At 35.0% G+C, this 14,821-nt stretch carries 12 protein-coding genes; 8 read left to right on the top strand and 4 right to left on the bottom strand.

Going from position 1 to position 14,821, the window contains the following annotated elements; translation table 11 throughout:
- Nucleotide 1 precedes the first annotated feature (1 nt).
- Nucleotides 2–1,294, bottom strand: coding sequence for an aminopeptidase P family protein (locus MTX13_RS05280; protein WP_250433335.1), 1,293 nt, complete (start codon nucleotides 1,292–1,294; stop codon nucleotides 2–4).
- A gap of 142 nt (nucleotides 1,295–1,436) precedes the next feature.
- Between MTX13_RS05280 and MTX13_RS05275 the strand changes: the two genes are divergently transcribed.
- The 7 genes from MTX13_RS05275 (at nucleotide 1,437) to MTX13_RS05245 (ending at nucleotide 11,582) form a co-directional block, all read left to right on the top strand.
- Nucleotides 1,437–4,277: a VPS10 domain-containing protein gene (locus tag MTX13_RS05275; RefSeq protein WP_250433334.1), complete on the top strand. Its 2,841-nt coding sequence runs from the start codon at nucleotides 1,437–1,439 to the stop codon at nucleotides 4,275–4,277.
- A 50-nt stretch (nucleotides 4,278–4,327) separates the two neighbouring features.
- A complete protein-coding gene (locus MTX13_RS05270; RefSeq protein WP_250433333.1) occupies nucleotides 4,328–5,206 on the top strand; it encodes a hypothetical protein in 879 nt (292 codons plus the stop codon).
- Between the two features lie 155 nt (nucleotides 5,207–5,361).
- Nucleotides 5,362–6,039: a succinate dehydrogenase cytochrome b subunit gene (locus MTX13_RS05265; protein ID WP_250433332.1), complete on the top strand. Its 678-nt coding sequence runs from the start codon at nucleotides 5,362–5,364 to the stop codon at nucleotides 6,037–6,039.
- A 14-nt stretch (nucleotides 6,040–6,053) separates the two neighbouring features.
- A complete protein-coding gene (locus tag MTX13_RS05260) occupies nucleotides 6,054–8,051 on the top strand; it encodes a fumarate reductase/succinate dehydrogenase flavoprotein subunit (protein WP_250433331.1) in 1,998 nt (665 codons plus the stop codon).
- A gap of 10 nt (nucleotides 8,052–8,061) precedes the next feature.
- Nucleotides 8,062–8,808 (top strand): succinate dehydrogenase/fumarate reductase iron-sulfur subunit, encoded by a 747-nt coding sequence (locus MTX13_RS05255; protein WP_250433330.1) that lies wholly within the window; start codon nucleotides 8,062–8,064, stop codon nucleotides 8,806–8,808.
- Nucleotides 8,809–8,896: 88 nt separating this feature from the next.
- A complete protein-coding gene (locus tag MTX13_RS05250) occupies nucleotides 8,897–9,796 on the top strand; it encodes a M20/M25/M40 family metallo-hydrolase (protein ID WP_250433329.1) in 900 nt (299 codons plus the stop codon).
- A 16-nt stretch (nucleotides 9,797–9,812) separates the two neighbouring features.
- On the top strand, nucleotides 9,813–11,582 hold the full coding sequence (locus tag MTX13_RS05245) for a MutS-related protein (RefSeq protein ID WP_250433328.1): 1,770 nt from the start codon (nucleotides 9,813–9,815) through the stop codon (nucleotides 11,580–11,582).
- Here the strand turns inward: MTX13_RS05245 and MTX13_RS05240 are convergent.
- The 3 genes from MTX13_RS05240 to MTX13_RS05230 form a co-directional block, all read right to left on the bottom strand.
- Nucleotides 11,579–12,226: a GldM family protein gene (locus MTX13_RS05240; RefSeq protein WP_250433327.1), complete on the bottom strand. Its 648-nt coding sequence runs from the start codon at nucleotides 12,224–12,226 to the stop codon at nucleotides 11,579–11,581. The genes MTX13_RS05245 and MTX13_RS05240 overlap by 4 nt on opposite strands.
- A gap of 7 nt (nucleotides 12,227–12,233) precedes the next feature.
- Entirely contained in the window at nucleotides 12,234–12,590 is a 357-nt protein-coding gene (locus MTX13_RS05235; RefSeq protein ID WP_250433326.1) for a hypothetical protein, read from the bottom strand.
- A gap of 176 nt (nucleotides 12,591–12,766) precedes the next feature.
- Complete coding sequence (locus MTX13_RS05230; RefSeq protein ID WP_250433325.1) at nucleotides 12,767–13,660, bottom strand: thioredoxin domain-containing protein; 894 nt, start codon at nucleotides 13,658–13,660, stop codon at nucleotides 12,767–12,769.
- A gap of 301 nt (nucleotides 13,661–13,961) precedes the next feature.
- Here MTX13_RS05230 and MTX13_RS05225 point away from each other — a divergent pair, with 301 nt between their 5' ends.
- Entirely contained in the window at nucleotides 13,962–14,816 is an 855-nt protein-coding gene (locus tag MTX13_RS05225) for a sensor histidine kinase (RefSeq protein WP_250433324.1), read from the top strand.
- Nucleotides 14,817–14,821: the final 5 nt, after the last annotated feature.

Raw genomic sequence — 14,821 nt, 5'->3', positions numbered from 1 at the left:
ATTAAGAATTCATAATGTCTTCAATTTCATCAGCTTCAATAGGAATGTTCCCCATTAAATTGAATGGTTCACCAGATTCTTGAATAACCACATCGTCTTCCAAGCGAATGCCAAAACCTTCATCTGGAATATAAATGCCGGGCTCAACAGTAAACACCATGTTGGCTTGCATAGGTTCAGTAAGAATGCCATAGTCATGCGTGTCTAAACCAATATGATGACTGGTGCCATGCATAAAATACTTTTTGTATGCAGGCCAGTCAGGATTTTCATTTTGTACATCGGCTTTATCTAATAAGCCCAATCCTAATAATTCAGAAGTCATCAATTTACCGACTTCAACATGGTATTCTGCCCAAAGTGTTCCAGGAACTAACATTTTTGTAGCTTCATTTTTCACGCGATTTACAGCATTGTAAACAGCTTTTTGTCTGTCAGTATATCTGCCCGAAACAGGAATGGTACGTGTTAGATCACTTGAGTAATTTGCGTATTCTGCACCAACATCCAACAATATTAAATCGCCTGCTTGGCACTGTTGGTTATTCTGAATGTAATGTAACACATTGGCATTGTTGCCAGAAGCCACAATAGGCGTGTAAGCAAAACCTTTTGAACGATTTCTTAAAAACTCATGCATGAGTTCGGCTTCAATTTCATATTCCCAAACACCAGGTTTTACAAAGCTTAATAATCTACGAACACCTTTTTCGGTGATATCGCAGGCCTTTTGCATTAAATCAATTTCAATAGGGTCTTTTACCGAACGTAAACGTTGTAAAATAGGATTACTTTTGGCAACACTATGTGCTGGATATTTTTCTTTTAACCATTTTGTAAAACGGTCTTCACGCGTTTCTGTTTCAACATTGGCACGATAATGTTCGTTGGTGTTAATATAAACCGTGTCGCATTGTGTCATAAGTTCAAACATAACCTTTTCAAGATCATGAAGCCAATACACTGTTTTAATACCACTTGTTTTATACGCAGCTTCTTTAGTCAATTTTTCGCCTTCCCAAACTGCTATGTGCTCGTTAGTTTCTTTTAAAAATAAAATCTCACGATTTTTCTCATTTGGACAATCTGGAAAAACAACTAGTACACTTTCTTCTTGATCTACACCACTTAAATAAAAAATATCGCGATGTTGTTGAAATGGCATGGTGCTGTCTGCACTTATGGGATAAATATCATTTGAATTAAACACTGCTAAACTGTTAGGTTTCATTTTTGCAGCAAAATTCTTTCGGTTTTTAATGAATAATTTATTATCAATAGGATGGTATTTCATAACAAATGAATTAAATTTCTCAAAGCTACATATTTCAAGAATGTCTAAAAAATATAGCCTGACTTTTGTTAAACTTTAACACCAAATTTTGTTGCTGTTTACGTAATGGTTATTTTTCAAGATAATTTCTAACCATCAAACTATGAAGCCTAGATTTATCGTCTACCTATTGGCATTAATTTCGTGTCAATTTTTCGCTCAACAACCATCAACATCTTCAAGTGTGGTGTTGGAAGCATTACATAAAAAGCAAGAGCTGCAAAAAAATTCATTGGTAAAGAATATTCCATTTAAAAATATTGGACCTACAATTATGAGTGGTCGTGTTGTTGACATTGATGTCAATCCAAACGACCCAATAGAGTTCTATGTTGGTTATGCTTCAGGTGGTGTTTGGCATACGACTAATAATGGTTCTTCGTTTACACCTATTTTGGATTCATCCGATACGCAAAATGTAGGCGATATTGCTGTAGACTGGAAAAGCAAGACTATTTGGGTTGGAACTGGAGAAAACAATTCATCGCGATCTAGTTATGCGGGAATCGGAATTTTAAAGTCGAGCGATAATGGCAAGACTTGGAGCAATATGGGTTTGCCAGATTCGCATCACATTGGTCGTATTTTAATTAACCCCAACAACCCTGATGAGGTTATAGTGGGAGTCATCGGACATTTGTACTCGCCTAATGATGAACGCGGGATTTTTAAAACTACAGATGGTGGAGAAACTTGGAGCAAAACGTTGTTTGTAAATTCAGAAACCGGAATAATTGACGTACAGCATGCTCCAGAAAACTACAATGTACTTTATGCTGCTTCATGGACACGAGATAGAAAAGCTTGGAATTTTTCTGGTAACGGAAGCGGTTCTGCAATTTATAAAAGTACCGATGCTGGAGATACTTGGCAAAAAATTTCGACAGATGGAAGTGGATTTCCAGTTGGTGATGGTGTAGGAAGAATAGGTTTGGCTGTTTTTAATGAAAATACCGTTTATGCTTTGCATGATAATCAATTTAACCGTCCAAAAACAGATGAAAAAGAAGAACGCAGAGGTCTTTCTAAAGACGATTTCAAAACCATGACGATTGAAGATTTTCTGAAATTAGAAGATAAAAAACTCAATAACTACCTTAAGGATAATAATTTTCAAGAAAAATACCGAGCAGAAAGCGTTAAGCAAATGGTTAGAAGTGGAGCGGTAAAGCCCATAGATTTGGCACATTATTTAGAAGACGCAAATGCCATGCTATTCGATACACCAGTTATAGGCGCTGAAGTTTATAAAAGTATAGATGGCGGAAAGACATGGAAAAAAACACATGACGATTATTTAGATGGTGTTTTTTTTAGTTATGGTTATTATTTTGGCGAAATTCGTGTCGATGCCCTAAATCCTGATGCCATTTATGTAATGGGTGTTCCTATTATAAAATCAAAAGATGGCGGCAAAACGTTTACATCAATTAGCAGAGAAAATGTGCATGCAGATCATCAAGCGCTTTGGGTTAATCCTAATAAGTCTGGACACTTAATTAATGGTAATGATGGTGGTTTAAACATGACTTATGATGATGGTGAAAACTGGGAAAAACTGAATGTAAATTCGGTTGGGCAATTTTATACGGTTAACGTTGATAACCAAAAACCCTACAACGTTTATGGTGGCTTACAAGATAATGGGGTTTGGGTAGGTTCACATCGTTCAGGTATTAATAAAGGTTGGCAGCAAAGTGGTCAAAACCCTTGGGAAAGTATTATGGGTGGTGATGGTATGCAGGTTCAAATTGATAGTAGAAATCCTAACATTGTTTATACAGGTTTTCAATTTGGAATCTATTTTAGAATAAATAGAGAAACTGGCGAGAATACCAACATTCAACCAAAACATCAATTGGGAGAAAGTCCATATCGCTTTAATTGGCAAACCCCTATTTTATTGTCACCTCATAATCAAGATATCTTATACATGGGTGGAAATAAACTTATGCGTTCTATGAATCAAGGAACCGATTGGCAAGCTATTAGCCCAGATTTAACTTCAGGAGGTAAAAAAGGTAATGTAGCCTATGGTACTTTAACAACTATAAGTGAATCGCCATTTCAATTCGGATTAATTTATGTTGGAACAGATGATGGCTACGTTCACATTACAAAAAATGGTGGTGGAAGTTGGAACCGCATTTCAAATAGTTTTCCTAAAGATTTATGGGTAAGTCGTGTTATAGCTTCTCAACATAAAAAAGAGCGTGTTTATGTAACGTTAAATGGTTATCGTTGGGATGATTTTAACACCTACATCTATATGTCTGATGATTTTGGACAAACGTGGAAAAATATTAGTTCAAACATACCAAACTCTCCAGTAAATGTGATAAAAGAAGATCCTAAAAATGAACATGTTTTGTATGCTGGAACAGATAATGGTGCTTATGTTTCTTTCAATAATGGAAATTCATGGGAAGCGTTTTCAAACGGATTACCAAATGTTGCCGTTCATGATTTGGTTATTCATCCAGAAGCTAACGATTTGGTTTTAGGAACTCATGGTAGAAGTATTTATCGCACGAATATTGAACCTTTACAACAATTGAATAATGAAATTCTAAAAAAACCCATAACCCTGTTTGAGGTTGAAAACATTCGACGTTCATGGAATTGGGGAAGTTCTTGGAGTAAATTTTTAGAGCCTTATGAACCATCGATAGATATCAAGGTGTTTGCACAAAATGGTGGAAGTCAAACTCTAAAAATACAATCAGAGAGTGGTGTAGAATTAAATGAGATAAAAGCCAATTTAGATAAAGGATTTAACTATATAGAATACGATTTGACTATGACAGAAAAAGGCAGAAAAGCCTTAATGAAAGAAAATACCGAGTTGGATATTTCAAAAGCGCAAAACGATAAGTACTATCTGCCAAAAGGGGAGTACACCATTGTGTTGGACAACGAAAAAGTTGCATTGAAGATTAAATAGTTATACTAAATACTTTATATTTGAGTTAAAATCATAAATACCCAAATCTTATGAAAACTTTAAAATTAGTTTTAAGCATTTGTTTAATCACTTGTTTTTCGTGTAGTGATGATTCTTCCGATAGTACACCAAATGGGAATAATCCATCAGAACCTAACTTGGTAATCAAATTTAAATTCGACCCCAACCAAATACGTTTGGATAATTTAGGTCAACCAGCTACTATTCCAGCAGGTAATGCTGCCCAGTCGCCAAATTTTGCCATGATGAGTGCTAATTATATTGAATTAGCTCCAACTGCCACAACCTTATTAGGTCAAGGCGAAATTATTTTTGAAGGTCCAAAAACGACAGCTGGAGGTGATGAAGCCATCGATTTTCAAAATGCAACCTTTGCTGGTAATAACGAAACCTTTTTAACTATTCCATTAAGTGAAGTTTCTGCCGGGAATTATGAATGGGTAAGAATTTCATTAGCCTATCAAGAAGGCGAAATAGACTTTTTACTCAATGGAACAGATTATACAGGAACTTTAGCAAGTTTTGTTGGGTTCAATACTTATATTTCATCTTTCGATTTGAATGGCGAAACGGTAGATGTTAATGCTAATAGATTACAAGGTTTTTGGGCATTTGAATCTAATGGATTTCTATCTCAAGGTCAAGCACCTCCAGGTGCCACCACAGTTCCAAATCCTCTGTTTAATACCTCTCCTGTACCTCAAGGCTCTTGTGTAGTAACTGGTCAGTTTGCAAATGGATTAACAATTTCTGGTAACGAAACACAAGATGTTGTTGTTACGTTGTCTTTTTCTGTTAATAATAGCTTTGAGTGGACTGAAGTTAATGTAGATGGAAAATACGAACCTGATGCTGGAGAGCAAGTTGTAGATATGGGATTACGTGGATTAATTCCTATTGTTGAATAAAAATTTAAACTGAAAATATACAAAGTCTATTCATGTTTTGAATAGACTTTTTTAGTTTTGTTTAAAATCATTCTAAATATGCAATTAAAGCAATCGGGCTTTGTCTAGATGTCATTTGTGGCGTATCTTTGTTAAGATAAAAATAAACTTCAACAATGAGCGGAATTTTGAATTCTTCGATTGGAAGAAAAGTAGCCATGGCACTTTCGGCATTCTTCCTTATGATTTTTTTATTGCAACATTTTATAATTAACTTCTTGTCAGTCATTAATCCTGATACATTTAATGAGGTTTCTCATTTTATGGGGACTAATCCGTTAATTCAATATGTTATGCAACCTATTTTAATTTTTGGTGTTATTTTCCATTTTGTTATGGGATTTGCTCTAGAAATTAAAAATAGACGTGCCAGACAAATAAGCTATGCTCGAAATAATGGTGCAGCAAATTCAACTTGGATGAGTAGAAACATGATTTACAGTGGTCTATTTATTCTAATTTTCTTAATCATTCACTTTATAGATTTTTGGATTCCAGAAATCAATACCAAGTACATTCAAGGCGATATGTCTGGATTATTAGCAGATGGCGAAGGATTTAGGTATTATGAAGAATTAGTTCACAAGTTTGAGCCAATTTGGCGTGTTGCCTTATATTGCTTGGGCTTTGTGTTTTTGGCATTGCATTTATTACACGGTTTTATGTCGGCTTTCCAATCGGTTGGAGCCAATAATAAATATACAAACGCATTAAAAGGCTTTGGAAAAGCATATTCTATTCTAGTTCCACTAGGTTTTATTGTAATTGCATTATTCCATCATTTTAATCATTAAAAATATATCTAAATATGGCTTTAGATTCTAAAATACCAAAAGGACCACTTGCAGATAAGTGGACTAATCATAAAAACAACATTAATCTGGTAAATCCAGCTAACAAACGTCTTATTGATGTAATTGTAGTAGGTACAGGTTTGGCAGGAGGTTCTGCTGCAGCAACATTAGCTGAATTAGGTTATAATGTTAAAGCATTTTGTTTCCAAGATTCACCACGACGTGCGCACTCAATTGCTGCTCAAGGTGGAATTAATGCTGCAAAAAACTATCAAGGTGATGGAGATTCAACCTATCGTTTATTTTACGATACGGTAAAAGGTGGTGATTATCGCTCGAGAGAAGCTAACGTTTATCGTTTAGCTGAAGTTTCAGCAAATATTATTGACCAATGTGTGGCACAAGGTGTTCCTTTTGCCAGAGAATATGGTGGTTTATTAGATAACCGTTCATTTGGTGGTGTATTGGTGTCACGTACATTCTATGCTGCAGGACAAACAGGTCAGCAATTATTGTTAGGAGCTTACTCCGCATTGAACCGTCAAATTGGTCGTGGTAAAGTGAAGATGTACAACCGTCATGAAATGCTAGATGTAGTTGTAGTTGATGGAAAAGCAAGAGGAATTATTACGCGAAATTTAGTGACTGGTGAAATTGAAAGGCATTCAGCTCACGCTGTAGTTCTTGGAACAGGTGGTTACGGAAATGTATTTTTCCTATCCACCAACGCCATGGGAAGTAACGTAACTGCAGCTTGGAAAGCTCACAAACGTGGTGCTTATTTTGCTAACCCATGTTACACGCAAATTCACCCAACATGTATTCCAGTTTCGGGAGATCATCAGTCTAAATTAACATTAATGTCTGAATCCCTGAGAAATGATGGACGTATTTGGGTGCCTAAACATAAAAAAGATGTAGAAGCTATTCGTGCCGGACAATTAAAACCAACTCAAATAGCTGAAGAAGATAGAGATTATTATTTGGAGCGTCGTTATCCAGCCTTTGGTAACTTGGTGCCTCGTGATGTGGCTTCTCGTGCTGCAAAAGAACGTTGTGATGCTGGTTATGGTGTTAATGCTACAGGCGAAGCTGTTTATTTAGATTTTGCTGCGGCATTTATGCGTTATGGAAAAGAGGTAGCACATGTTCGAGGACTTGATGAAAATGACGATGCTTTAGTGAAGAAATTAGGACAAGAAGTTGTAAAAACAAAGTACGGTAACCTATTCCAGATGTACGAAAAAATCGTGGATCAAAATCCTTACGAAACACCTATGATGATTTATCCAGCAGTTCATTATACCATGGGAGGAATTTGGGTTGATTACAACTTACAAACAACTGTGCCTGGTTTATACTGTATTGGTGAAGCTAATTTCTCCGATCACGGAGCCAACAGGCTTGGAGCTTCAGCATTAATGCAAGGTTTAGCGGATGGTTATTTTGTGTTACCATATACAATTGGTGATTATTTAGCAGATGATATTCGGACAGGTCCAATTTCAACAGATTCTCCTGAATTCGACGAAGCTGAAAAGAGTGTTCGTAAAAATATAGAACATTTAATTAATAATAACGGAACGCACTCTGTTGATCATTTTCATAAGCGATTAGGAAAAATTATGTGGAATAAATGCGGTATGGCTCGAAATGCTGAAGATCTTAAATCTGCAATTAATGAGATTGCCGAATTACGTGCCGAATTCTGGAAAGATGTTAGAGTGCCAGGAACCAATGATGAGTTTAATGAGGAACTAGCCAAAGCTTTACGTGTGGCTGACTTCTTGGAATTAGGCGAGTTGTTTGCTAAAGATGCTTTGTTAAGGGAAGAATCTGCAGGTGGACACTTTAGAGAAGAATATCAAACAGCTGAAGGTGAAGCTATGCGTATAAAAGAGTTCCAGTATGTTGCCGCTTGGGAATACAAAGGCGAACCAAAAGATGCTGTATTGCATAAAGAAGATTTGGTTTACGAAAATATAGAAGTAAAAGAAAGAAGTTATAAATAAAAGGAAAGCTATGAATTTAACGTTAAAAATTTGGCGTCAAAAAAACGCTAACGATAAAGGTAAAATGGTTGATTACCCGGTGACTGATGTGTCTCCTGATATGTCTTTCCTTGAAATGTTAGATGTTTTAAACGAGAGTTTAGTTCAAAAGAATGAAGAGCCAGTAGCCTTTGATCATGATTGTCGTGAAGGTATTTGCGGTATGTGTTCATTATACATTAATGGTGAAGCTCATGGTCCTGATAGAGGCATTACAACGTGTCAATTACATATGCGTATGTTTAAGGATGGTGATACCATTACTATCGAACCTTTTAGAGCAACGGCATTTCCAGTCATTAAGGATTTAGTTGTAGATCGTAGTGCATTTGATCGTATTCAGCACGCTGGAGGATTTATTTCCGTAAATACATCTGGTAACACCATAGATGCGAATGCTATTCCAATTAATAAACACGATGCAGATGAATCATTCGAGGCAGCTATGTGTATTGGTTGTGGTGCATGTGTAGCAAGTTGTAAAAACTCTAGTGCTATGTTATTTGTTGGTGCAAAAGTTTCACAATTCGCTTTATTACCTCAAGGACAAGTAGAAGCCACAGACCGTGTATTAAACATGGTTAAACAAATGGACGAAGAAGGATTTGGTAACTGTACCAATACTGGAGCTTGTGAGGTGGAGTGTCCTAAAGGTATTTCGCTTGAAAACATCGCAAGAATGAATCGTGAATATTTAAAGGCGAGTCTTAAAGGGTAAACACATATTTTTAACAGAAACAAAAAAAATCTCAAGAATAATCTTGAGATTTTTTTTGTTTCTTTATCACCTGAAAAAAACGCCCTTTATGAAAAAACTAATTATACTATTCCTTTTAGTAAATGGTTTAATATCCTTCGCTCAAGAGAAGACATTTAAGTTTGATTCCAATAAACTATTGAAGCACGTTGAAGTTTTATCATCAGATTTATATGAAGGAAGGAGAACAGGCACTCAAGGAGCTTTAATGGCCAAAGACTACATTGTAAGAGAGCTTCAAAAATTAAATGTTGAACCTTTAGCGGATACCCATGAGCAACCTTTTAGTTTTACAGCAAGAGGGAAGCAATACAAAGGCATCAATATTTTAGGGAAGATTTCAGGAACAGATGTGCCTAATAAATATATTGTGATTAGTGCGCACTATGATCATGAAGGTATTAAAAATGGACAGATTTTTAATGGTGCTGATGATGATGCTTCAGGAGTGAGTGCTATGTTAGCGTTTGCAGAATACTTTAAAAAGAACCCACCAAAACATTCAGTAATTTTAGCCTTTTTTGACGCAGAAGAATTAGGCCTTCAAGGTTCTCGTTACTATGTTGAGAATACTATTGTACCGTTAGAAAGTATTAAACTCAATATGAACATGGACATGGTGAGCAGAAATGACCAGAATGAATTGTACATAACGGGAGCTAGAGGCAATGAAGCTTTTCAAAATGCTATTGAAAATCAAAAAGCGTCAGATGATTTTAAATTTCTAATGGGTCATGATGGAAAAGACGGGAAGCAAAACTGGACGTTTTCTTCGGATCATGGTTCCTTTTTTAGAAAAGGCATTCCATTTCTTTATTTTGGGGTAGAAGATCATAAGGATTATCACAGACCAACCGACGATTACGAGAACATCCACCCTGAATTTTATAAATTAGCGGTACAGAACATCATCTCACTTTTTGTTGAAATAGACTCAATGGAACTCTAGCTATAAAAAACATTTCATGCAAAATCCGCAAGATTTTTATTCGGAACAATTAAACAAATATCAAAAAATTGTCAAGGATTTAAACAAGCAACTTATCAGGTTAAGTACATTACGTGTTTTAGTTTTTGTGCTGACAGTCCTTGGGATTTACTTCACCTATTCTAATTGGATTTTAGTGGCCATCATAGCTGTTTTAGGGATTGGTATTTTTCTGTTTTTGTTGTCTAAATACACGAATGTAAAATACAACCGTGATTTAAATAAGGCTTTGGTGACTATTAATGAAGAGGAGTTACTTATAGCTTCTGGAGACTTTCAACACAGACCCAATGGTAATGCATTTCAAGATCCGAAGCATTTTTATAGCTTGGATATAGATTTGTTTGGAAAAGGATCCTTTTTTCAATTTATCAATAGAACAACCATTCCTGAAGGAACTCATCTGTTAGCCAATCTTCTAAAAGCAAATACTATTGACGGGATTGTGGAAAGACAAGAGGCTATCAAAGAACTGGCTCAAAAACCAACATGGCGACAAAATTATTCTGCTGCTTCCAGTTTGATTCAAGTTGAGACTTCTGCAGGCGATATTATTGCTTGGTTAAAAAACCATAAACCATTTTTACCACAAATCATGCGTTGGCTACCTATGGCTTTTGGGTTAGCTTCAATCATTTTAATTATACTTTCTGTAATTCAAATTATATCGCCCAGTTTAGTTGGTTATTGGCTGTTGTTGGGCTTTGCCATCACTGGAAAATATCTGAAAAAGATTAATAGTTTAGCTTCCAATACTGATAAGGTTAAAGACACTTTCAAGCAATACGCCACGTTGTTGGATAGTATCGAGCAAGAATCATTTACTTCAGAATTACTGGTCGAAAAGCAACAACAAATTGAGTCCAATCACCAAAAGGCATCCGCTATTTTTAAACATTTTTCAAGACATTTGGATGCCTTGGATAATAGAAATAATATGATTGGTGCTATTTTGGGTAATGGGTTTTTTCTAACCGATTTAAAACATAGTTACAGAATAGAGCAGTGGATTACTAATCACCAGCAAACTGTTGCCAAATGGTTTGAAGTGGTTTCCTTTTTTGATGCGCATAACTCATTGGGTAATTATGTGTTTAATAACCCAGAATATATGTTTCCAGAAATTGTTGATACTAATCAAACCATTTCTGCCGAGGAACTGGGTCATCCTTTGTTAGATAAAACCAAGCGGGTTAATAGCGACCTACAGATTGAAAACCAAGAATTCTTTATTGTAACTGGTGCTAATATGGCTGGTAAGAGTACGTTTTTACGAACCGTTTCCTTGCACATCGTTATGGCGAATGTGGGTTTGCCGGTTTGTGCTAAATCCAGTCAGTACCATCCTATTAAATTAATAACGAGTATGCGCACCAGTGATTCATTAACTGATGATAGCAGTTATTTCTTTTCAGAATTAACGCGCTTAAAATTCATTGTAGACGAAATAGCCAAAGAGCCATACTTTATTGTGTTAGATGAAATTTTAAAAGGCACCAATTCAACCGACAAAGCCATTGGCTCCAAAAAGTTTGTGGAGAAACTGGTCGCCTCAAATGCCACAGGTATTATTGCCACTCATGACTTAAGTTTGTGCGAAATTGAAAGCCAATTAGAACCTGTTAAGAACTACTATTTTGATGCGCAAATTGTTAATGACGAACTCTTTTTTGACTATAAATTTAAAAAAGGTGTTTGCCAGAATATGAACGCCAGTTTCTTATTAAAGAAGATGGAGATTGTTTAGTTCAATAATCGAATTTTTATCGGTTGTAGAGGTCGAAGTTTATAGGTACTAGTAGTTCCAAATATTGTCCATTTGATATCTATAATTGAAATTTCATATCCTTGTTTTAATTTATCTATCATGTTATAGTTTGAATCATTAATAGTGTCTCCTACAAATTTCACTATTGAATCATTTGGCAGCTTAATTGAAAAGCTAACTACTCTAATATCTAAATCTACTAAATAGTCTTTGATATATCCATCTATTTTTGCTTCTCTTAATTCTTCTTTTTTAAGATTTAATAAGCACTTCTCTCCGCAACCTAATCCATTTATAGATCCAACAGGTTTGCTAATATCTTTTATCCGCAATGTTTTTATAGCAGTAACAATCTCCCCATTTGGAAGTTTGCCTCGTAGTTCAATATCAACGGTCAATCCAGAACCTGGATTCATAACATAATTTCCGTAATCATCAATTTTTTTCAATCCTGGAGCCGATGCTTCAAAGGAAACCGTTCCAGGCATACTTAATGTTAAGGGGTTGCTCACTCCTCTGTAAACCACATTCATCTTGTTGACTTCAACAACAGCTTTGTTAGGTTCTTGTGAAAACCCAAAAAGATTAAAGAACACAATTGAAAAAAGTAAAACGTATTTCATGTTTTTATTATTCTTTTTTTGAGACAATTTCAATAACTATAGATTTTGGAGGTTTTACGATATCTTCTTCTGACAATTTTATATCGAAAATAGTAACAAAATCTCCTATTAAAGCTTTTTTGAGATAAGCTTTACTATTGTTATATAGGTAATCGCCATATACTTGTTGAGCCGGAAATTTTGGAATCTTTATTTTAAAAGAAACTATTTTTGGAAAAGAATCATTTGGAGACAAGCCAAAACAACTGTTTGGAATTTGAATTGGCTTTGATAATAGTTCTTCTTTAGTCAATTTAATTTCTTGATTTTGTGAAAACCCAATAATACTTATGAGAAGGAATAAGGAGCAAAAGAGGTATTTCATAACGGATGGTTTAGCTAATCTAATAACTAAAAATACCGTTTTTTATTTTGTTTGTTGAGTTCTCGATACATTTGTTTTCACTATAGTTTCAAACAAACACTCGAACTGACATACTAATTGGTTTTGTCACTTCGAGTGATTCAGATGCTTGTTGTCTGAATCGTATCGAGAAGCAGCTATTCTATTTTAGACTTAATCTTCTCTATCATTTCAATTGCATTATCATCATCCGGTTTTAGGCTTAAACCTTTGTAATAATTTTTTAGAGCCAAATCATAGTTTTTGCTTTCAAAATAGGCTTCACCCAAGCTATCATACACATTGTATTTGTAGGGAAAAATTTGGGTGTTCAAATCAAAAACATACAAGGCTTTGTCATATTCTTGGGCGCGTAAATACACATAACCCAAAGTATTCAACTCCCGACTGCCTTTTACAAATTCGGCCAATCTGGGAACAAGAATGTCATGTTCCAATTGTAAACTATCAATTGACTTTTCGGATTGTAAATAGTTTAAATAGTTTGCTGCCATATAGTTTGGTGTGTATTTATTGTCAGTGACTATAGTTAACATATCGCGTTCCAAAGTTTCTACAGGATGTTCCACAATACGGTTCACTTCCTGACCATTTTTATAGAAAATAAAAGTGGGTACCCGATGAATGTTCAAACCTTTTTCTTCATGGTTTGGGGCTTGTTTATAGGCTTCAGGTTTGTTGTCTACAGCAACAACCTCTAATTGACTGGCTGGAAATTTAGCCTTATCCAGAATATGGTAAAACCTTGGGACTTCTTTTTTGCTGTCACCACACCAGGTGCCCAAAAACACTTTTATGGTATAATGGTTTAGTCCATCTTTGAGTTTGGATACCACCTGTTTGTTGACAAGGTAGTCATCGTAATTAGGTTCAAACCACTCATTAAAGGGTGCTTGTTGCAGACCGCTTTTGTCAATTCTACCTAATAATTTGGGATTGCCCTTGTCGTCAATAACGATTTGATTAATAGTTTGAGAAAAAGTGATTTGGGAACAAAAAAGGATGGATAAAAGTAGTACTGTTCGTTTCATGATTGATGAATTTTAATCAAAAATAGAAGCTTAACGGCTTGCTTGCCAATAATTTGTATTTTCAACTCATTTAGGTGTACAAACGTTTTATTTTACAATACCAATGGTTGTTTGTTGCGTTATTTCTGCCTTTTGTACATTATGTTTGACCAACTAAAGAATTCTGTTTACTTTTCATTTCAATATGAATACCTTAAAAAAACATAGCTCTCAAATATTGGTACATATCCTGTTTTGGATCTTGTTTGTCATGGTATCCTTATTTGTTTTTTCACCTTATTACTGGCGAGAAAACCCCTTTTTGCAATACATATCGATTCTTGTAGTCATTGTTTACGTAAACAATTTGATATTACTACCCTATTTTGTCAAGAAGAAAATGTACGCTTGGTATGTTTTCGTTATTGCCTTGATTTCCTTTTTGGCAACACAATTGTATTGTTATGAATTTGCACAATGTGGTTGCTCCATTATGAAATGCTTAAGTGATTATTTATGGCAAACCTTGGTGCCACTCATTTTCTTCTCCTTTGTTTGGGTGTTATACCGCTTTATAGATAAGCAAGAAGAAGTGGAGCAAATAAAAAAGGAACATTTGGAAATGGAATTGAAGTTTTTAAAATCGCAGATTAATCCGCATGTGCTGTTCAATAACCTGAACACCATTTATTCCTATGCTTTAGAAAAACCAAATGAAACACCTGAATTGATTTTAAGGCTTTCTGATAATTTAAAGCATGTATTGTACGAGAGTAATGCGAAAAAAATCCCATTGCACAAGGAGATTCAGTTTATTGACAATTACATGACCTTTCAAGAATTACGAACCGAAGGTGTGAATACGATTGGTTACACCAAGAGTATTGAAAATGAGAATAACCAAATAGCACCTTTATTACTAATTACCATAATTGAAAATGCCTTTAAGCACAGTTCCTTGAATAGTGAAATTGTGGTCTCCATCGTTGAAAAAAATGGTGTTTTAGAATGTGTTTGTGAAAATGATTTTACAGAAAAAGATCATGACTTGGCTGAATTTAAAATAGGCCTTCAAAACTTGGAAAAACGTTTGGAGTTGTTATATAAAGATCATTTTGAGTTGAACGTTTTAAAAAATGATAAGTTTAAAGTTGTTTTGAAATTATCACTACTATAAAAATT

Origin of the sequence: Hanstruepera flava, from assembly GCF_023634025.1 — a bacterium.
Classification (GTDB): Bacteria; Bacteroidota; Bacteroidia; order Flavobacteriales; family Flavobacteriaceae; genus Hanstruepera; species Hanstruepera flava.
This window is presented reverse-complemented; position numbering and strand designations above follow the sequence as displayed.

What these genes read in the sequence shown, in the direction of transcription:
- MTX13_RS05280 (WP_250433335.1), bottom strand. Translation starts at nt 1,294, where the DNA reads ATGAAATACCATCCTATTGATAATAAATTATTCATTAAAAACCGAAAG.
- MTX13_RS05275 (WP_250433334.1), top strand. Translation starts at nt 1,437, where the DNA reads ATGAAGCCTAGATTTATCGTCTACCTATTGGCATTAATTTCGTGTCAA.
- MTX13_RS05270 (WP_250433333.1), top strand. Translation starts at nt 4,328, where the DNA reads ATGAAAACTTTAAAATTAGTTTTAAGCATTTGTTTAATCACTTGTTTT.
- MTX13_RS05265 (WP_250433332.1), top strand. Translation starts at nt 5,362, where the DNA reads ATGAGCGGAATTTTGAATTCTTCGATTGGAAGAAAAGTAGCCATGGCA.
- MTX13_RS05260 (WP_250433331.1), top strand. Translation starts at nt 6,054, where the DNA reads ATGGCTTTAGATTCTAAAATACCAAAAGGACCACTTGCAGATAAGTGG.
- MTX13_RS05255 (WP_250433330.1), top strand. Translation starts at nt 8,062, where the DNA reads ATGAATTTAACGTTAAAAATTTGGCGTCAAAAAAACGCTAACGATAAA.
- MTX13_RS05250 (WP_250433329.1), top strand. Translation starts at nt 8,897, where the DNA reads ATGAAAAAACTAATTATACTATTCCTTTTAGTAAATGGTTTAATATCC.
- MTX13_RS05245 (WP_250433328.1), top strand. Translation starts at nt 9,813, where the DNA reads ATGCAAAATCCGCAAGATTTTTATTCGGAACAATTAAACAAATATCAA.
- MTX13_RS05240 (WP_250433327.1), bottom strand. Translation starts at nt 12,226, where the DNA reads ATGAAATACGTTTTACTTTTTTCAATTGTGTTCTTTAATCTTTTTGGG.
- MTX13_RS05235 (WP_250433326.1), bottom strand. Translation starts at nt 12,590, where the DNA reads ATGAAATACCTCTTTTGCTCCTTATTCCTTCTCATAAGTATTATTGGG.
- MTX13_RS05230 (WP_250433325.1), bottom strand. Translation starts at nt 13,660, where the DNA reads ATGAAACGAACAGTACTACTTTTATCCATCCTTTTTTGTTCCCAAATC.